At 59.2% G+C, this 17,107-nt stretch carries 16 protein-coding genes; 9 read left to right on the top strand and 7 right to left on the bottom strand.

Going from position 1 to position 17,107, the window contains the following annotated elements; genetic code table 11:
* Window positions 1-166: 166 nt before the first annotated feature.
* From AC1RR7_RS29280 to AC1RR7_RS29270, 3 genes are read left to right on the top strand one after another with little or no spacing between them, the layout of a single operon-like run.
* Window positions 167-826: a paraquat-inducible protein A gene (locus tag AC1RR7_RS29280; protein ID WP_096822658.1), complete on the top strand. Its 660-nt coding sequence runs from the start codon at window positions 167-169 to the stop codon at window positions 824-826.
* Window positions 813-1,436, top strand: a complete 624-nt coding sequence (locus AC1RR7_RS29275) for a paraquat-inducible protein A (protein ID WP_493158883.1) — start codon at window positions 813-815, stop codon at window positions 1,434-1,436. Before AC1RR7_RS29280 ends, AC1RR7_RS29275 begins: the two co-directional genes overlap by 14 nt.
* Window positions 1,429-3,732 (top strand): PqiB family protein, encoded by a 2,304-nt coding sequence (locus AC1RR7_RS29270; RefSeq protein WP_493158882.1) that lies wholly within the window; start codon window positions 1,429-1,431, stop codon window positions 3,730-3,732. Before AC1RR7_RS29275 ends, AC1RR7_RS29270 begins: the two co-directional genes overlap by 8 nt.
* A gap of 69 nt (window positions 3,733-3,801) precedes the next feature.
* Here the strand turns inward: AC1RR7_RS29270 and mksF are convergent, their stop codons facing one another.
* From mksF to mksB, 3 genes are read right to left on the bottom strand one after another with little or no spacing between them, the layout of a single operon-like run.
* The gene (gene mksF / locus AC1RR7_RS29265; RefSeq protein WP_096822661.1) at window positions 3,802-6,642 is read right to left on the bottom strand and encodes an Mks condensin complex protein MksF; all 2,841 of its coding nucleotides are present in this window, start codon (window positions 6,640-6,642) and stop codon (window positions 3,802-3,804) included.
* Window positions 6,639-7,340 (bottom strand): Mks condensin complex protein MksE, encoded by a 702-nt coding sequence (gene mksE / locus AC1RR7_RS29260; RefSeq protein WP_493158881.1) that lies wholly within the window; start codon window positions 7,338-7,340, stop codon window positions 6,639-6,641. Before mksE ends, mksF begins: the two co-directional genes overlap by 4 nt.
* The gene (gene mksB / locus AC1RR7_RS29255; RefSeq protein ID WP_493158880.1) at window positions 7,330-8,610 is read right to left on the bottom strand and encodes an Mks condensin complex protein MksB; all 1,281 of its coding nucleotides are present in this window, start codon (window positions 8,608-8,610) and stop codon (window positions 7,330-7,332) included. The genes mksE and mksB overlap by 11 nt, the downstream gene beginning before the upstream one ends.
* A gap of 231 nt (window positions 8,611-8,841) precedes the next feature.
* On the opposite strand from mksB, the gene AC1RR7_RS29250 reads away from it, so the two are divergent.
* On the top strand, window positions 8,842-9,594 hold the full coding sequence (locus AC1RR7_RS29250; protein WP_493066647.1) for an energy transducer TonB: 753 nt from the start codon (window positions 8,842-8,844) through the stop codon (window positions 9,592-9,594).
* Entirely contained in the window at window positions 9,587-10,039 is a 453-nt protein-coding gene (gene rimI / locus AC1RR7_RS29245; protein ID WP_096822667.1) for a ribosomal protein S18-alanine N-acetyltransferase, read from the top strand. The genes AC1RR7_RS29250 and rimI overlap by 8 nt, the downstream gene beginning before the upstream one ends.
* Before the next feature lie 46 nt (window positions 10,040-10,085).
* Here rimI and AC1RR7_RS29240 read toward each other — a convergent pair whose 3' ends face one another.
* Window positions 10,086-10,493 (bottom strand): serine kinase/phosphatase, encoded by a 408-nt coding sequence (locus AC1RR7_RS29240; protein WP_273541197.1) that lies wholly within the window; start codon window positions 10,491-10,493, stop codon window positions 10,086-10,088.
* Between the two features lie 141 nt (window positions 10,494-10,634).
* On the opposite strand from AC1RR7_RS29240, the gene can reads away from it, so the two are divergent.
* Complete coding sequence (gene can, locus AC1RR7_RS29235) at window positions 10,635-11,279, top strand: carbonate dehydratase (RefSeq protein WP_096822671.1); 645 nt, start codon at window positions 10,635-10,637, stop codon at window positions 11,277-11,279.
* 8 nt (window positions 11,280-11,287) lie between these two features.
* Here can and AC1RR7_RS29230 read toward each other — a convergent pair whose 3' ends face one another.
* From AC1RR7_RS29230 to AC1RR7_RS29220, 3 genes are all read right to left on the bottom strand, one after another.
* Window positions 11,288-11,812: an SET domain-containing protein-lysine N-methyltransferase gene (locus tag AC1RR7_RS29230; RefSeq protein ID WP_096822673.1), complete on the bottom strand. Its 525-nt coding sequence runs from the start codon at window positions 11,810-11,812 to the stop codon at window positions 11,288-11,290.
* 180 nt (window positions 11,813-11,992) lie between these two features.
* A complete protein-coding gene (locus AC1RR7_RS29225; RefSeq protein WP_192558994.1) occupies window positions 11,993-13,165 on the bottom strand; it encodes a hypothetical protein in 1,173 nt (390 codons plus the stop codon).
* 119 nt (window positions 13,166-13,284) lie between these two features.
* Entirely contained in the window at window positions 13,285-14,985 is a 1,701-nt protein-coding gene (locus AC1RR7_RS29220) for an acid phosphatase (protein ID WP_096822676.1), read from the bottom strand.
* 145 nt (window positions 14,986-15,130) lie between these two features.
* Here AC1RR7_RS29220 and AC1RR7_RS29215 point away from each other — a divergent pair, with 145 nt between their 5' ends.
* From AC1RR7_RS29215 to AC1RR7_RS29205, 3 genes are read left to right on the top strand one after another with little or no spacing between them, the layout of a single operon-like run.
* Entirely contained in the window at window positions 15,131-15,421 is a 291-nt protein-coding gene (locus AC1RR7_RS29215) for a nucleotidyltransferase family protein (protein WP_134828108.1), read from the top strand.
* Window positions 15,418-15,771 (top strand): HepT-like ribonuclease domain-containing protein, encoded by a 354-nt coding sequence (locus AC1RR7_RS29210; RefSeq protein ID WP_493158879.1) that lies wholly within the window; start codon window positions 15,418-15,420, stop codon window positions 15,769-15,771. The genes AC1RR7_RS29215 and AC1RR7_RS29210 overlap by 4 nt, the downstream gene beginning before the upstream one ends.
* 42 nt (window positions 15,772-15,813) lie before the next feature.
* Complete coding sequence (locus tag AC1RR7_RS29205; RefSeq protein WP_493158878.1) at window positions 15,814-17,088, top strand: DUF5677 domain-containing protein; 1,275 nt, start codon at window positions 15,814-15,816, stop codon at window positions 17,086-17,088.
* Window positions 17,089-17,107: the final 19 nt, after the last annotated feature.

The raw sequence follows: 17,107 nt of genomic DNA, 5'->3' as shown, positions 1-17,107 counted from the left end.
TAGGTCATCGTCAAGATTAAATTCCGAAACCCCAATTGCGAAAGCAGTTGGGGTTTTGTTTTGCCCGCAGGAAAGTTTTTGCTCGCCGTCGGCGAACAAATTTGCACAGTTATTTTCGAATCAGAACACTAGAATAGATCCCAACTTTTTCGGAGTCAGAGCCCTTATGTCAGATTCGGTTGACGCCCCCGGGCTGTCAGAATTACCGCTGGATGACTTGGTGGCCTGTCATGAGTGCGATCTGCTGATGCGCAAGCCCAAGCTTGCCCACGGCGAAAAAGCCCTCTGCCCACGTTGTGGCTACGAACTGTACGCACACCGCCATAACGTGGTGCAGCGCAGTCTTGCCCTGGTCATTGCCGCACTGCTGCTCTACGTGCCGGCGAACTTTTTGCCCATCATGCAGCTCAATGTTCTGGGGCAATCGTCGCAGGACACTGTCTGGAGCGGTGTAATCGGCCTGTTCAATACCGATATGCGCGGCGTTTCAGTCGTCGTATTCCTGTGCAGCATGGCGATTCCACTGCTGAAACTTCTGTGTCAGTTGATGGTGTTGCTGACGATCCGTTTCAACATCGGGCGCAGTTATGGGCTGTTGCTCTACCGTATTTATCACCACCTCAAAGACTGGGGCATGCTTGAGGTCTACCTCATGGGCGTCCTGGTGGCGATCGTCAAACTGGCGGACATGGCGGCCATCACCGTGGGCCTCGGTCTGGCGTGTTTCATCGGCTTGTTACTGGTTCAGGTCTGGCTCGAAGTGGTGATGTCACCGCACCAGATCTGGCAGGCGTTATCAGGAGAAGATGCCCATGCGGGCGATTGATGCGGGCATTCTGATCTGTACCGAATGCCACGAACTGAACAGGCAGGATGCCGACAGCGATGTGCAGACCTGCACCCGATGTGGTGCGCTGGTTCATGCGCGGCGCCCGAGCAGTCTCGCGCGTACTTGGGCGTTGCTGATCACTGCGGCGATTATCTACATCCCGGCCAACGTACTGCCGATCATGACAGTCAGCTCTCTGGGCCAGGGTGATCCGAGCACGATCATGTCCGGTGTGATCCAGTTGGTGCAGCACGGCATGATTCCGATCGCTGCCGTGGTGTTCATCGCCAGTATTTTGGTGCCGACATTCAAACTGGTGGGTATCGCGCTGTTGCTGTTTTCGGTGCAGCGCCGCCAGCCCTTGTCTGCACGTCAGCGGATCTGGATGTACCGCTTCATCGAGTTCATCGGCCGCTGGTCCATGCTCGATATTTTCGTGATCGCCATTCTGGTGGCGGTCGTCAACTTCGGCCGGCTTGCCAGCGTCGAAGCCAATCTTGGCGCCATCGCCTTCGCCAGTGTGGTGATTCTGACGATGCTCGCCGCTGTCACTTTCGATCCCCGACTGATTTGGGATAACACGGAGTCGGACGCCGACCATGACTGATTTGCCTGTAGCGAAAACCCGACCGGCTTCGAACTGGTCTGCCATTTGGGTACTGCCCCTAATCGCTTTGATCATCGGCGGCTGGCTGGGATGGCGTGCTTATACCGAAACCGGCATCGAGATTCAGGTGCGCTTCGAAAGCGGTGAAGGTATCCAGGCCAACAAGACCGAAGTGGTCTACAAAGGCATGCCCGTCGGCAAGGTCAAAGCCCTCAAGCTCGACGACGAAGGCGGCACCAAAGGCGTGATCGCCACCATCGAAATGAACAAGGATGTCGATCAATACCTGAAGACCAGTACCCGCTTCTGGCTGGTCAAACCGAGTGTGACACTGGCTGGTATCACCGGTCTGGAAACCCTGGTATCGGGTAACTATGTCGCGATCAGCCCGGGTGAAGGCGAGCCGACCCGCAAGTTCAAGGCCCTGGCCGAAGAGCCGCCGCTGTCGGACTCCAAACCCGGACTGCACCTGACGATCAAGGCGGATCGCCTGGGTTCGCTGAACCGTGGCAGCCCGGTGTTCTACAAGCAGATCAAGGTTGGCCAGATCAAGAGTTACGTGCTGTCGGAAGACCAGAGCACTGTCGAACTCAAAGTGTTCATCGAGCCGACCTACGCCAAACTGGTGCGTAAACATACGCGCTTCTGGAACGCCAGCGGCATCAGCATCGACGCCAACCTGTCCGGGGTGAAAGTGCGCAGCGAGTCCCTGGCCAGCATCGTCGCCGGCGGTATTGCCTTCGCTACGCCGGAGAACCGCAAGGACAGCCCGCCGACCGATCCGAGCCTGCCGTTCCGCCTCTACGAAGACTTCGATGCGGCCGCCGCCGGCATCCGTGTGAAGGTCAAACTCAGCGATTTCGAAGGCTTGCAGGCCGGGCGTACCCCGGTGATGTACAAGGGTATTCAGGTCGGTAACCTGAAAGCGCTGAAGATCGATCCGGATCTGTCCAGCGCCACCGCTGAATTGACCCTCGATCCTCTGGCTGAAGAGTATCTGGTCACCGGCACCCAGTTCTGGGTGGTCAAGCCGTCGATTTCCCTGGCCGGCATCACCGGTCTGGAAGCGTTGGTCAAAGGTAACTACATCGCCGTGCGCCCAGGCGACAAGGGCGGCGCTCCGCAGCGTGAGTTCGAAGCCCGGCCGAAAGCGCCGCCGCTGGACCTCCGTTCACCGGGTCTGCACCTGGTGCTGTTCACCGATACGCTCGGCTCGATCGATGTCGGCAGCCCGATCCTCTACAAGCAGGTCAAGGTCGGCTCGGTGCAGAGCTATCAGTTCTCCAAGACCCGGAAGCAACTGGTGATCGGCGTCCACATCGAGAAGGAATACGAAAACCTGGTCAACGCCTCGACCCGGTTCTGGAACGTCAGCGGTGTCACGTTGACCGGTGGCTTGACCGGCGGCATTCAGGTCAAGAGCGAGTCGTTGCAGACCCTGATGGCCGGCGGCATCGCCTTCGAAACGCCGCAAGCCAAGGCCCCGCTGCAGAAGCGGATTCCGCGCTTCCGTCTGTTCGCCAATCATGATGACGCGAATCAGAAGGGCGCGGTGGTCACCATCAAGGTCGAGCGTGCCGATGGTTTGCGCAGCGGCACGCCGATTCGCTTCAAAGGCCTGGATGTGGGCAAGATCGAAAGCGTCGACCTGACCGATGACCTGCAATCGGTGATCCTCACTGCGCGCATCACAGAAGTGCCGGAGAAGATTGCCCGGGTCGGCAGTCAGTTCTGGGTGGTCAAACCGGAGTTGGGGCTGATCAAAACCTCGAACCTGGAAACCCTGGTGACCGGCCAATACCTCGAAGTGCAACCGGCGGCCAAGAACCTCGGCCCGCAGAAGAACTTCGTGGCGTTGGACAATCCGCCAGAGTTGGCCAAGCAGGAAGCAGGCTTGAGCCTGGTCTTGAGCGCCGCTCGTCGCGGTTCGCTCAAACCGGGTGTGCCAGTGACTTACCGCGAAATCACCGTGGGTAAAGTCACCGGTTATGAACTGGGCCAGACTGCGGATCGCGTACTGGTGCACATCCTGATCGAGCCGAAGTACGCGCCACTGGTACGTAGCGGTAGCCGCTTCTGGAACACCAGCGGTGTCGGATTCGATATCGGTCTGTTCAAGGGCGTGACGGTACGCACTGAGTCTTTGGAGACAGCGATTCAGGGCGGTATCGCCTTCGCCACGCCGGACGGTGAGCGCATGGGCAACCCGGCTCGGGCTGAACAGACCTTCGCGCTGTTCGACAAGTTCGAAGACGAATGGCTGACCTGGGCGCCGAAAATCCCCCTCGGCAAATAATCCCGAGCCCATGAAAAAGGGCCGCGATCCATTGGATCGCGGCCCTTTTTTGTGCCCGTCAGTTAAGCATCAAACCGCATCCAGCTCCGGCTCGTCCGCTTCGACATTGATGGTGGCTTTCACCACATCGTGACGGCGGATGTATTTCCAGTCCGCCTCGTCGATGTAGATGCCGGCCGGGCCGCTGCCGCCTTCCAGGTCGATGGCGACACTGGCGCAGACCTGCGGCTTCACGCTCGCCAGAATCGGCACGAAGCCCAGTTGCAGGCTGGTTTCCAGCAATGCTGCCTGGTTCTTCTCGTCGATGTCCGCCGCCTCGTCGAGGTAGTACGGCAGGCGCACGCGACCGGCCAGGTCGCGGTCCATCAAGTGCAGCAACAAGTACATGTTGGTCAGCGCCTTGATGGTCATCGTGGTGCCGTTGGACGCCGCACCATCGATGTCGGTGTGGATCACCGGCTGGCCGTTGACCTTGGTGATCTCGAACGCCAGCTCGAACAAGTCCTTGAGGCCGAGCTGGTTGTGGTTCGCCGCCACCAGCCGCGCCAGGTATTCCTTGGCCTCTTCGTTCTTGTTGTCCTGTTCCGCGCTTTGGCTCAGGTCGAACACCGACAGGGTTTCGCCTTCTTCGTACTGACCGGCGCTGTGGATGATCTGGTCGATGTGCTTGAGCGCTTCCTTGTTCGGCGCGAGCACGATGCGGAAGCTCTGCAGGTTGGAGACCTGACGCTTGTTGATCTCGCGGTTGAACAGCGCCAGTTGATGCTCGAGGCTGTCGTAGTCGCTGCGGATATTGCGCAGGGTCCGCGCGATATCGGTCACGGCTGCGCGACGCGCCTTGCCGAGGGTCAGGGCTTCGTCGGTACGGTGCGCATAAGCGTTGATCAGCAACGACAGACGGCGCTCCATGTCGTCTTCGCTGTCGAACTTGGCCACGCCTTTGAGGCGCACTTGCGCGTACAGCGCTTCGATCTGGCCATCGGCACGCAGCAAGCCTTGCCAGCTGTCCTGATAGTCATTGAGCAGCGGCAGCAGGTTGTCCATGGAGTCGTCGACCGGATCCATGAACGGCGTGCCGAATGGCAGATCCGCCGGTAGCAACTGACGGCGACGCAGGGCATCGTCGAGGGTGCGTTGCTTGGCTTCCATGTCGGCGATCTGGCGGCCGACCAGTTGCAGCTTGGCCGACAGTTGCTGGACGCGCTCGGTGAACGCATCGCTGGAACGCTTGAGTTCGTCCTGCGCGGCTTCCATCTGCGCCAGTTGCTCCAGCTTGTCACCTTCTTCGGCGCTCAGGGTCTGGGTGCGGCGGAAGTCTTCCAAAGCTTTCTGCGCATCCAGCACCTGCTGGTACAGCGCTTCGGTCTGGGTCTTGCTCGCGGCGCGGTCGGCGGCCACGGCTTGCTGGGTTTTCAGTTGCTTGAGTTCTTTTTCCAGACGCTCTTTCTGATCACGCAGCGCGGCACGGTCGGCCAGCGCTTGCAGGGCCGGCGGCTCGATGTGCGAGATGTCGATCGACAGACCCGGCACTTCGAAACGCTCGCCCTTGAAGCCGTCGAGGATCAGCTCGACCGATTTGACCCACTCGCCGTCCTCGTCGAGGGTGATGCCGTGTTCGCCCAGCGGCAGGCTGAACAGCGCGCTGTTGAACAGACGCATCAGGCGTTCGACGTCCTGTTGCGAGAACTCTTCACGCAGGCGGGCGTAGCTGTTGTTGTCGGCGTGATCGAGTTGCTGTTTCACCGACTTCAGGCGTTTTTCCAGATCCCGCAGACGTTCTTCGAGATCCTCGGCGCTGAATTGACGGGACTGCGCCAGCGCACCGGCGAGTTCATCGTGAGCATCCTTGGCGGCCAGCAGTTGCTGCTCCAGTACCTTGACGTCATCGACCAGCGCAAAGCGGTTTTTCAGCACCGACAACTCACCGAGCCAGCGCTGGATGCCGGAGATTTCCCGCTCCAGACGCATCAGCTCCTGGGTGCCACCGCGCTGATCGTTTTGCAGGTCGTCCTGCTCGCGACGGTAATGTTCGGCTTGGATCGCCAGTTCTTCTTTGCGCGCACCGGCGTAATCCGACCAGGTGCCGAGCAACGAATCGAGCAGTGGCGACAGGCGATGCAGCTTGCCGCGCAGCACGTCGCGCTGTTTCACGCCGTTGGCCAAGGCTTCGACCAGCGGGCCGGCCGCAACCAGCGAGTTGTAGTCCTGTTCCATGCGACGCACGTCGCGGAAAGCTTCTTCGCACGCGGCGATGTAATCGACGCTGCCGGAACGCAGGCTGTGTTCGAAGGCATCGAGGAACAATTGCTTGAGCTTGGCTGCGGTGATTTCGCGCATGTGCAGCAGGTTGATGAACAGCGCGCGGAAAGTCTTCAGGCTCTGCTCGCTGGTGGAGCGCAGCGGGATCAGGGTCAGATCCAGCGGGATCGACGTATGACCGCCAACCAGCAAACGGCGCAGTTCATCAGGCTTGAGTTCGTAGGCTTTCAGGCCTTCCTTCTCAAGGTTGCTGAACAGTTCTTTCTGACGCAGGCAGGTGTCGTTTTTCTGGTAGTGCGCCAGATCAAGCTTGCCGGCGTAGGCAAAGAACTGGTGACCGAAACCGCCACCCGGGCCACGACCGACCACGCCAATCACGTGCGGGCCGTGGGGCAGGTTCACTTCGACGAGGATGTAGCTGGTGTCGGAGGCAAAGTAGAAACGCCGGGATTGTTCCAGGCTGTACTTGCCGAAACTCATGTCCGACATGCGCGCCAGGATCGGGAACTGCAAGGCGTTGATCGAGGCGGATTTACCGAGGTTGTTCGCGCCGTAGACCGACAGCGGTTCTTCCAGCGGGAACAGTCCGAGGCTGTAACCGGCGGTGTTCAAAAGGGCAAAGCGGCGGATGCCGTAGCGTTCCTGGCTCATGCGTCGGACTCCTGTTCTTCGGCAATGGCGCGGGCCAGTGCGTCTTCTTCGCTCTCTTCCTCAAATTCGGAAAGATCGAGCGGATCGTCGGTGGCGAGGAATTTGGCTTCGGCCTCTTCGTCGATCAGCACCGGTGCCGGCAGCGGCAGCACGCTGTGAACGCCGGCTGCCAGATCGCGGTCTTGCTGAACCGAGAGGCAGACGTCGAGGAAACGGTGCATCGGCGGCAGGAAGCGGTACACGCCGTTTTCTTCACCGGCGAAGCCAAGCTGAGTCATGCGGCGCATGATTTTTTCTTCGAGCTCTTCAACGGTCTGTACTTCGGCCTGGATGAACAGGTCGCGGTACTTTTCCAGCAGCGACGGCAATTCTTCGCGGCCGAGGCTGCCGCCGTCGAGCACAGCGATCGGATCGCGGCCCTGATCGGCCAGATGCTCGACGAGGATGAAGGTGAACAGCGCCAGGCGCTGAGCGGTCTTGTTCACCGCCGCTGCCGCCATGTCCGGCACGAAATAGTAGAAGCCACGGGTGTCGCAGACCAGTTCGAAACCCAGTGCCTTGAACAGCGTGCGGTACTGGTCCTGGAAGTTCGACAGTTGCGCGTACAGCTCCGGATCGCGGCGGCTGACGTGGTAACCCTTGAACAGCTCGCGGAAGATCGGCGCGAGTTGCGACAGTTCGGAAAGATCAAGATGCATTGGGGATGCTCGCAGAATCCTCGGCGGCGGTGTCGCCGGCCGAGAGCAGGGCGAAGGAGCGCAGGCTGACCTGGTGCTCGTGTGTGTGGTATTCGCGGCGTTCCAGACGCTCGCGCTTGAAGCGTTTTTCCCGCGACAGGCGCGAGAACCAGTAAAGCAATTCGTCGGTCGCGCCGTCCGGTTCCTGCTCCAGCAGCCAGGTCATCAGATCCGGCATTGGCAGGGATTCTTCGCAGCGGTCGACCATCTCGCGCACAGTGCGCGGCGCACGCGGGGCATCACCCGTCTTCTGCGACTTGTGTGCCTTGGGGAAGCGCGCCGGTTTCGGCTCGAAACGGGCGAGGGCGTAGACGTAGGCTTCAACCTGACTGGCGCTGCCAAGGAAAGTGCTTTGCGGCCGGGTGAACAGCGGCATCGCGGCTTGCGGTACGGCGTCGATGCCTTTGCGGCGGATCGCGGCCAGCGCCAGCGCAGCACCACGGGTCACGGCGTTGTGCCGGCGAGCTTCTTCACGCAACGGCAGCAGCAGTTCGCGGGCGTGACGCAGGGTCAGCTGGGCGCTGGTCTGCATCTCGAGGATGCGCGCGTGGGTGCGCAGCAGCATGTCGTCATCGACCAGATGGCCGAGGCGCTGCTGTTCGCTGAGCATCTTCAGCAGCACGGTTTCGACCTTGCGTACGCCTTGTTCGAAGGCGCCGTCGGCGTTCACCAGATCAATCATCGGCTCGACGTATTCGTCCCAGGTCGCCAGTACTTCGGCGTAACGCTGACGCAGCGGAATCTGCCGGTCGCTGGTCTTGGCCCGCTCGGCCACGGCCACCAGTGCCTGTTCGTCATTGTCGAGTTTCTTCAGAACGTCGCGCACGCGCATGTCGAGCAGGCGCAGCTGACGCGCCAGATCATTGCCGTCGCGAATGTCGAACGCATCCTGGATGTAACCGGCCAGACGCTCGAGGTGACGCAGGTAAGCTTCGATTTCCAGGCACAGGCCGAGTCGGTGTTCCCGACGCAGGTAGGCGAGGAAGTCGTGAATCTGCGCGTTCAGCTCGAAACGGTTCGGGCTTTTGGCCACGGGCACCAGAATGTCGAGGCGAATCCACACGTCGAGCAGACTGGTGATGTCCTGCGGCGTGCTGTCCAGTTGTTGGGCGGCCAGTTGCGTGCGCAGTTCGTTGAGGCTCAGGGTGCCTTGGTCGAAGTGCTCGCACAGTGGCTCCAGAAGTGCCCAGTGTTCAGCGAGGGCGCGCAAGACGCGCTTGGGTTCGATCATCGGAATGGCCGGCTGGTTGGCGATTAAAAGCCGCGATTGTACTGCATCACGCGGGATGCGATTCACTCTCGGGACGGGCTGTCGCTTTTCTTTGCGTCAAGGTATCGGTCAAGACTATCGATCAACAGCGGGCGATCTTGAGCGAAGGGCGGTAGAATCAGCGCACTTCAGTTATCCACAAGTGGCCGACCCTTGCTAATCGAGTCCCGCCGCCGCGCCTATTTGAACGCCATGCAGGTGGTCAACTGGCTGCCGCGCACCGAATTGCCCTTTGCCGCGCCGTCACGGCCCGAGCTGCTGGACGTTGCCGAGCCCGAGCCTGACGTCCCGGTGTTCGTGGCACCTGCACCGCAGGCCGATGCGCCGGTGCAGCCTGCCGCGCGTCCGGTCGAACGGCCGAAGATCGAGGTCCCGCGACCTTCGCTGGCCAGCACCCGCACGGGCGCCAAGCCGGTGGAAGAAGTCGACGAAACGCCTGTGGTGGTCAAACCGGCGCCGGTCCCGCCACCGCGTTTTACTCTGCAATTGCTGCGGGCCGGTCGTTGCCTGTTGCTGGTGGAGTTACCCACAGGCGATTCTTTCCAGTCCCGCGATCCGGCGTATCTGTTGCTCAAGGACATGCTGCGCGCCGCCGGTCTGCCGGATGCGCCGCAGATCGTCGGTGATCCGGTGCGCTGGCCATTGCTGGTGCGCGGCACGATGGATCAGGGGCCCGAAGCGGCCCGGGATTTCGTCCAGGGTTTCCTGTCGGTTCAAATGGAGGCGGCGCCGTGCGCCTGCCTATGGCTGATCGGCCTGCCAGCGGTGCGTTTTGCCGGCGAAGCGGATGCCGAAGCGTTCAACCGCGAATTGCAAATCGAGGGTCTTGGCCTGGCGTGGGCCGTGCCGGGGCTTGAATTGTTGATGGAAGAGCCACAGCGCAAGGCCGCCGTGTGGCAAGCCATGCGTCGGCTGATGGCGCGCTGGAAAGAATCGAATGAGTGACGCTGTAACGTTCCGCCCGATGGTCGAAGCCGATCTGGATGCCGTACTGAAGATTGAATTTGCGGCCTACAGCCATCCATGGACTCGCGGGATCTTTCTCGACGGGCTGGGCAAATACCAGATCTGGCTGATGTTCGAAGGTGAGCAACAAGTCGGACATGGCGTGGTGCAGATCATTCTGGATGAGGCGCACCTGCTCAACATCACGGTCAAACCGGAAAATCAGGGCCGGGGCCTTGGGCTGACATTGCTCGAACACCTGATGTCTCGCGCCTATGCCGCGGATGCCCGGGAATGTTTCCTCGAAGTGCGCGACAGCAACACCTCGGCCTTTCGCTTGTATGAGCGCTATGGCTTCAACGAAATCGGCCGGCGCCGGGATTACTACCCGGCGGTGGGCGGGCGTGAAGACGCTGTGGTCATGGCCTGCACCCTGGTGGATTAAGCGTTGATCGCCATCGCGGGTCACCCCGCGATGGCGTTCTTTCAGGTCATCCGCGCTTGCCATCCATCGGATCGCGCCGTGCCATTTCCGCTTCATCCAGCCCGTCCCCGCCGCCAATGTCGTCCTCATCGACAATGCTCAAGTCCCAATCCGCCTGATTGCCTGATCCTGGCTCGTCCGCATCCCGCGCGCCGTCCTCATGGATCAGGGTTTCCGGGCTCAGATCATCGTCGGTCGGCTCGTGATCAGCCACTGAAGCGCCGGTCAGGCCCGCCTCACGCACCCGCTCGCGGGGCATCAGCTGTTCACGCTCGGTTTCCGGCAGTTCGTCGCCGATCCTTGCGCTGGGCTGTTCGTCGTCGAAGTCCAGCTCATGCACCGATCCCATGCGGTCTTCGTTATCATCGATGGGCTCCGGCTGCACCGCATCGAAGGGACGTCGTGAATCAGTCATGGCAAATCCTCATACTGTGGGCCTTACTGAGGTGGACTCACCGGGCACACGAGAATTCCAACGAAATCACTTGCGATCCTTTCGTGACCCCGACGGACGGTTGTCTGTCAAAGCAGCGCATCTTTCTTGAGGCCTTACAGCATGCATGACTTACAAGACCTGATTGATAACAACGAGCGTTGGGCTGACGCGATTACCAAGGAAGACCCGGATTTCTTCGCCAAACTGGCCCGCCAGCAGACGCCGGAATATCTGTGGATCGGTTGCTCCGATGCGCGGGTGCCGGCCAACGAGATCGTCGGCATGCTGCCGGGCGATCTGTTCGTTCACCGTAACGTTGCCAACGTGGTGCTGCACACCGACCTCAATTGCCTGTCGGTGATCCAGTACGCGGTGGACGTGCTCAAGGTCAAACACATTCTGGTCACCGGCCACTACGGTTGCGGCGGTGTGCGGGCGTCGATGCAGGATCGCCAGTTCGGTCTGATCGATGGCTGGCTGCGGTCGATCCGCGATCTGTATTACGAAAAACGTGAAGAACTGGCCAAGTTGCCGACTGAGGAAGAGCAGGTCGATCGCCTGTGCGAGCTCAACGTGATCCAGCAAGTGGCCAACGTCGCTCACACCAGCATCATCCAGAACGCCTGGCATCGCGGGCAGAGCCTGTCGATCCACGGTTGCATCTACGGCATCAAGGATGGCCGCTGGAAGAGCCTGAACACGACCATCAGCGGTTTCGAGCAACTGCCGCCGCAATACCGTTTGCGTCCGGTAGAAGCGCAGTAACTCTCCGGTCAGCGCAAACCTTGCCGACGCCAGCTCTGCAAATAGCGCTGGCCTTCAAGATTGGGGGATTCGTCGTAGCCGACGATCCACCCGCGACAGTGTGAAGACCCGCAACCGCAGACGAACTGCCTGAGCAGTTTGTCCTCGGTGGCGGTGTAATCCATGGTCAGCCGGTCGCCGGGCTTAATGTCCCGCAGTGCCCACAGCCATAATTCGCTCATGTCGAGAAACACGTTCGGGTCGCACGAGTGTTCGAACAGTCCGAAAAAGCGCGGATCGTAGATATGAATACCGGGCTGCAGTTGCCGGGTCTGCCGGCAGCGGTAAGGCAGCAGTTGACCCGAGACCCTGCACATTCGGGTGATACGCAGGAATTCCCGGCGCGCCACGACGGCGATGGACATGGCATGGCTGCCTTGAACAATTTCGAAATCAGCTCTGGAGGGGAATCCGAGGCGAACGGGGAGTCCGGCGAAGGGATAAATGCCCTCGGTGTCGCGAGGGGAGCCACTTTGCAGTGCGTAAGTGTTCATAACGTTCCTTGTCGGCCAGGTGTCGCGATTCCCGAGACTGACATCCTGTCAGTCCTTGAGCCCAAGCTTTGAATCCAAGAATCCCGTAAATGACACTAGCGGTCTACTGTCAGATCTGACAGGCGAAATAGACGCTTTCCCGAGTCAGCCAAGGCTGACACGGGAACTTCATGCGTTCGATCAGAGGTGGGGAGCAGGTGCTGCCATGGCCGGCAACGGACCGTTCAGCTGTTGCAGCTGAGTCTTGATCGTCGGGGTCGAGCAGGTGGTCGCTGCCTGCGCTGCGGTTTCGTTACGGATCGAGGTGTAGAACAGTTCGCAGGTCTTGGTTTTCTGCGTCACTTGCCAGGTCTGGGTGCAACTGTTCAGCAAGGTTTTCGGATCGGTGCCCGGTTTGCTGCCCATCCCGGCCTGCCAGCAGGCTGCGCTCAAGTCTTGCCCCATCACTTTCAAACCGGCCGCATCGGCCTTGGCCTGTGCGTCGTCGCCGGTGTAGTTGGCCGGGTCGGCGGCGTACCAGATGTAACTCGGGTGGTTGGAACCCAGCACCGGCACGTTCACGCCTGCGCTTGGGCTGATGGTGGCCAGGCCCAGTACATTCACGGTCGCGCCGTATTGCTGTTTGATCCAGTTACGCACTGGCGCGCCGAAAGCGACCATCGGCAGAGTGGCGCCTTTGGCGTTCTGACTGACTTCCTTGACCATGGTGGTCTGGTAGTCCTTGAAGTAGTCGTAGACCCCTTCCAGATCCTTGCCGGCGCTGGCGGGCGCGGCAATCGGCGCGATGTCGATGATGGTCTGATAGCCCGGCGTCTGGTCGGCGGGGATGCCGTTGTCGGTCAGCAGCGCAGCCCAGCGGTCGGTGGTGTTGGAGCGCAGGTAATCCTGGGCCTGGGTCAGCGAGTAATCCGGCGGGAAGTGCAGCAATTCGACGCTTTTACGGTTTTCCAGAGCCATGCCCAGTGGCAGGAACAGATACCAGCTGTACGCCCATTTGCCATCGGCGTTGAGCTTGCTGGCGCCGGTGTAGGCCAGGTCGCCGGCATCCAGCAGCGCGGCCAGCGGCTTGTCATAGCCTTTCGGTACGCCGCTGATCTCGGCGTAAAGCTGATGGTTGTCGGTTTTCACCAGCACCTTGGCGTTGGCATAACCATCGCGCTGCACACTTTGAGTCAGGTAATGGGCGACAGTCTGCTCAAGCGTCCAGTTGCGAAAGCAGATCACGCTGCAATTGTTGGGATAGGCGAAGAGGCGGGTGACGCGCTCGGTGCTGCCCAGTTTCAGGTCGACATCGGCATGGGCGGCTGCGCTCAGCGTGAGCGCAGCGAGGGTAAGTCCTGCGAGTTTGAACATGCTCAGATCCTTTTCAGCGTGGGTTCCCCGTTGGTCGGGTGCGCCACATATTGGATCAGCCGGGTGATGGCGAGAAGCCGTCAGTCACAGTTTTTTGAGCTGTACCGCAGGACCTGTCCTCAGACCTTGAAATGCAGGGCGTTGGTCAAGTCGCCCATCGGCTTCTGACCCCGGCCGGTCATTGCATCGTCACGCTGCTTGATACCCGCCAGAGTCTCCAGCTGAAACACCCGGGTGATCAGGCGCAGGATCGAAGCGGTGTCGTAGACCGTGTGATCCACCGTGCCTTTGCGGGCAAACGGTGAAACCACCAGCGCCGGTACTCGCGAACCCGGCCCCCAGCGATCGCCCTTGGGCGGCGCGACGTGGTCCCACCAGCCGCCGTTTTCATCGACGGTCACGATCACCACCATGTTTTTCCACTGCGGACTTTCCCGCAGCACTTTCAGGGCACGGACGATGTGGCGGTCGCCGGAGGCCACGTCGGCGTAACCGGCGTGCATGTTCAGGTTGCCCTGGGGTTTGTAGAAGCTCACGGCCGGCAACTTGCCCGCTTCGGCATCGGCGAAGAACTTGTTGGTGCTCGATTCATCGCCCAGACCGGCGTCGCGCAGGCGTTTGCTGCGCTCTTCGGGATGCTCCGGGCCTTGCTGCTGGAAGTAATTGAACGGCTGGTGGTGATACTGGAAGTTGGGGATTTTCGGGATACCGCCGGAATCCTTGTACTGATCCAGCGTCGCCTGCCAGGCACCGGCGTACCACGCCCAGTCGACGTTCTTCTTCGACAGCTTGTCGCCAATGTGTTCGTGGGTCTGGGGCACCAGGACGTTCGGCAAATCGGCTTTGGAATACGCCGGACGCTCCGGGTCGCGAATCCACGTCGGCCAGTAGGGCGGGGCGAGTGTATTGACCCCGTAACCGTCCGGAGTCAGCGCGCTTGGGCCGAACTGCGGCGGGCCGGTCATGGCGCTGGCCGGTGATTGCTCCAGCGGCTTGAGGCGCGGGTCGGCCGGGTCGTCGCTTTGCAGCGCAGCGATCTGACTCTTGGCGACCGAACTGGCGACGTTCGGGTAGAACGGCGCGGTGGCACTGATCAGGTATTGGTGATTGAGGAACGAGCCACCGAAGGCGCCCTGGAAGAAGTTGTCGCACAGCACGAATTCCTGGGCCACGTCCCACAGGCGCAGGGAGTAGCGACTCTGGGCGTAGTGACCCATGGTCAGGCCTCCGGAGTCGGCCCAGGCAACGAAGCCGTCGTTCTTGCCACCGTTGATCTGCATCTGGTTCTGATAGAACACGTGCCACAAGTCGCGAGTCACCAGGCCGAGCGGCAAGTCCTCGGCGTTCGGGCCTTTGAGGGCGAAAGGCGCGTTGGGCAGGTTTTCCTGGAACTGGACCGCGCTGGGATAGGTCACGCCATCGAGAGTCTGCGGGCCGATCTGCAACACACCACCCCAGGCTGGCGGCAGGGTCTGCAGCAGGCTGCCGTCGCGGTCACGCTGTTGATAGTCGGCAGGCTTGAGCGCCGACAACGGCTTTTCGACACCGGGGAAATCACCGAACAGGTTATTGAAACTGCGGTTCTCGGCGTAGATCACCACAACGGTCTTCACCTGATCGCGCAGGGCCTTGTCCAGCTCGGCAGGCGAGAGCGGGCGCTCCTCGGGTTTGCCCGGCTGATCACCGGCATTTCCGCACCCTGCCAGCGTGGCGCCCACACCCAGGACGGCGACACCGCCGAGAAAGCGGCGACGGCTGGTGTCGGTGGGATTGTCGGATTCTGGCGAGGAGGGATCTTTGCCGTCTGTGTCGTCGTTCATGTCGAAGTCCGTTTTGCTTAATTGTTTCAGTATGTTTCGGGCGGACGCTAGCAAGGGAATGTGACGGTTGGGTGACAAAAGGTGCGGTGTTTGCCACCCGCCACCACTGCTAGACTGGCGCAGTATTGAATCCGCAGGTGAAACCATGAAGCCTTCCATAGCACTTGATCTGCAACGAGCCGCCATTCGTGAATTGGTCGACCGCTTTCCGACGGCCAATCCTCGCGTGTTCGGTTCGACATTGTTGGGGACTGACGTGGAAGGTAGTGATCTTGACCTGTTGGTCGACCCACTTCCCGGGGCAACGCTGTTTGACCTTGGCGGGCTTCAGGTTGAGCTTGAAGACTTGTTGGGCATTTCTGTCGATCTGTTGACGCCGGGAGACTTGCCCGTGAAGTTCCGTCAACAGGTACTGGATCAGGCCCGTCCCGTATGATTGAGAATCGAATTGGCGACTACCTCGAACACATGCGCCAGGCTGCGAATGATGCGCTGATCTTTGTCGAGGGGCTGAATAAAGACGAGTTCGTTGAAGATAAGCGCACCCAGCAAGCGGTGATCATGAGTCTGGTCATCATTGGCGAAGCGGCTACCAAGATCATGGATCGTTATCCCGAGTTCACTGCTCAGAACATGAGCGTGCCTTGGCGCAGCATGCGCGGAATGCGGAATCGAATTGCTCACGGTTACTTCGACATTAATTTAGATGTGGTATGGGAAACTGTTCAGGTAGCACTCCCGAACCTTTTATCATGTCTGGATAGTGTTGATCTGCAGTCTGAATGAGCTAGATCTAAGTTTGTAGAGGTGCTTAAGAGGTCGATTAGTATGAGTCAGGGGGAGTTTGGGTCGGTTGATAGTTTTTCTTTGCAAGATTCATTGGAGAGTGCGCTGGCAGAAGATAGATTGCCTACTGCATTAGCTTACATCTTTGTAAGTCGAATCAGGGAGCTGGGAGTCTCGAAGTCCAGTGGAGATTTTAAGCGTTTTAAGAAAGCATTTAAGAGCGGTGAGGGCTTAGGAACGGTTAATCTCCCAATCTCAAAAAAACGAGCATTGCAGTCTGGGTTGTCAGAGGAAGTTTTCGCAGAACGCTTAAGAGAACCAGTTTCAAGCCAGGAAATTAACTCATATCTAGAGTTTTTTGAAGAGGCTGCCAGTAATGCAATTCAAAAAGTGGTGCTGCGTCAGGCGGCTACCCATATGAAATATTTACGTGAGCATAGTGCTGAAATACTAGAAGAACATCGAGCTGTACGTGGTGTATTTATTAATCACCTAAACGGCATTTGGGGAAGGGCAATTGATCAGTTTGAGGTGCTTGTAGAGATTGCCCGTGAGGTTGGTGACTGTGCATTGAATTTTGTTAACTCAGATCGATCCAGCGAACTGGAAGATCATAAAATAGAAGCAATGTTTCAGCTTTATGGTCGTGCCTGTCATATTGGTGAAGAAGTGTCGGTTCTTCTGGCAAATGGTTTAGCTGATGGTGCTCAAGCACGATGGCGGTCTTTGCATGAGATTCAAGTTGTCTTAAAGATACTCTCCGAAGGGGATGAGCATCTATCTCAGAGATATTTGGAACACCATGATATTGATCTTTATTTAGAGGCTAAAGCTACTCAGCTTTATGGGGGGAGTAGATTGCATTCTGTTCATCCGGACGACTTGGGCGTGTTGTCTGATGTAAAGGATGAGTTGGTAGGGAAGTATGGAAAGGATTTCATTTGCCCATATGGGTGGGCGTCCGAACTCTTAGGGTATAAGGCAAACCGATTCAGCGATTTGGAGAAGCTTGCCGGCGCAGAATACATACGGCCATTTTATAAGGCCGCTAGCTCAAGCGTTCATGCGTCTTCTAGAGGCACCCTATCTCGCTTGGGAAGCCCCCCGAATTTCGATGGAGTGTTATCCGGTTCGAGTTCCTACGGTTTGTTTAGCCCTGCAACAGGTGCTGCTCACTCTTTAGTGCTGGCTGCGGTGGATATTGCTCAGTTTTCCGGTTCTGTTGATGCCATGGCTATGGCCGCATCGATGGAAAAATATTCCGGATCGCTAAATAAAAGCCTTGAAAGAGCTTTTCGAGTTTCTACGGCAAACTGAAATAGTTATCTGTTTTTGC

It is taken from the genome of Pseudomonas sp. GW821-FHT11G12 (assembly GCF_058808055.1).
This window is presented reverse-complemented; position numbering and strand designations above follow the sequence as displayed.

Coding starts and splice junctions, on each gene's coding strand:
- AC1RR7_RS29275 (WP_493158883.1), top strand. CDS start 813: ATGCGGGCGATTGATGCGGGCATTCTGATCTGTACCGAATGCCACGAA.
- AC1RR7_RS29270 (WP_493158882.1), top strand. CDS start 1,429: ATGACTGATTTGCCTGTAGCGAAAACCCGACCGGCTTCGAACTGGTCT.
- can (WP_096822671.1), top strand. CDS start 10,635: ATGCATGACTTACAAGACCTGATTGATAACAACGAGCGTTGGGCTGAC.
- AC1RR7_RS29220 (WP_096822676.1), bottom strand. CDS start 14,985: ATGAACGACGACACAGACGGCAAAGATCCCTCCTCGCCAGAATCCGAC.
- AC1RR7_RS29230 (WP_096822673.1), bottom strand. CDS start 11,812: ATGAACACTTACGCACTGCAAAGTGGCTCCCCTCGCGACACCGAGGGC.
- AC1RR7_RS29210 (WP_493158879.1), top strand. CDS start 15,418: ATGATTGAGAATCGAATTGGCGACTACCTCGAACACATGCGCCAGGCT.
- mksE (WP_493158881.1), bottom strand. CDS start 7,340: ATGCATCTTGATCTTTCCGAACTGTCGCAACTCGCGCCGATCTTCCGC.
- AC1RR7_RS29215 (WP_134828108.1), top strand. CDS start 15,131: ATGAAGCCTTCCATAGCACTTGATCTGCAACGAGCCGCCATTCGTGAA.
- AC1RR7_RS29225 (WP_192558994.1), bottom strand. CDS start 13,165: ATGTTCAAACTCGCAGGACTTACCCTCGCTGCGCTCACGCTGAGCGCA.
- AC1RR7_RS29240 (WP_273541197.1), bottom strand. CDS start 10,493: ATGACTGATTCACGACGTCCCTTCGATGCGGTGCAGCCGGAGCCCATC.
- mksB (WP_493158880.1), bottom strand. CDS start 8,610: ATGATCGAACCCAAGCGCGTCTTGCGCGCCCTCGCTGAACACTGGGCA.
- AC1RR7_RS29205 (WP_493158878.1), top strand. CDS start 15,814: ATGAGTCAGGGGGAGTTTGGGTCGGTTGATAGTTTTTCTTTGCAAGAT.
- mksF (WP_096822661.1), bottom strand. CDS start 6,642: ATGAGCCAGGAACGCTACGGCATCCGCCGCTTTGCCCTTTTGAACACC.
- AC1RR7_RS29250 (WP_493066647.1), top strand. CDS start 8,842: ATGCAGGTGGTCAACTGGCTGCCGCGCACCGAATTGCCCTTTGCCGCG.
- AC1RR7_RS29280 (WP_096822658.1), top strand. CDS start 167: ATGTCAGATTCGGTTGACGCCCCCGGGCTGTCAGAATTACCGCTGGAT.
- rimI (WP_096822667.1), top strand. CDS start 9,587: ATGAGTGACGCTGTAACGTTCCGCCCGATGGTCGAAGCCGATCTGGAT.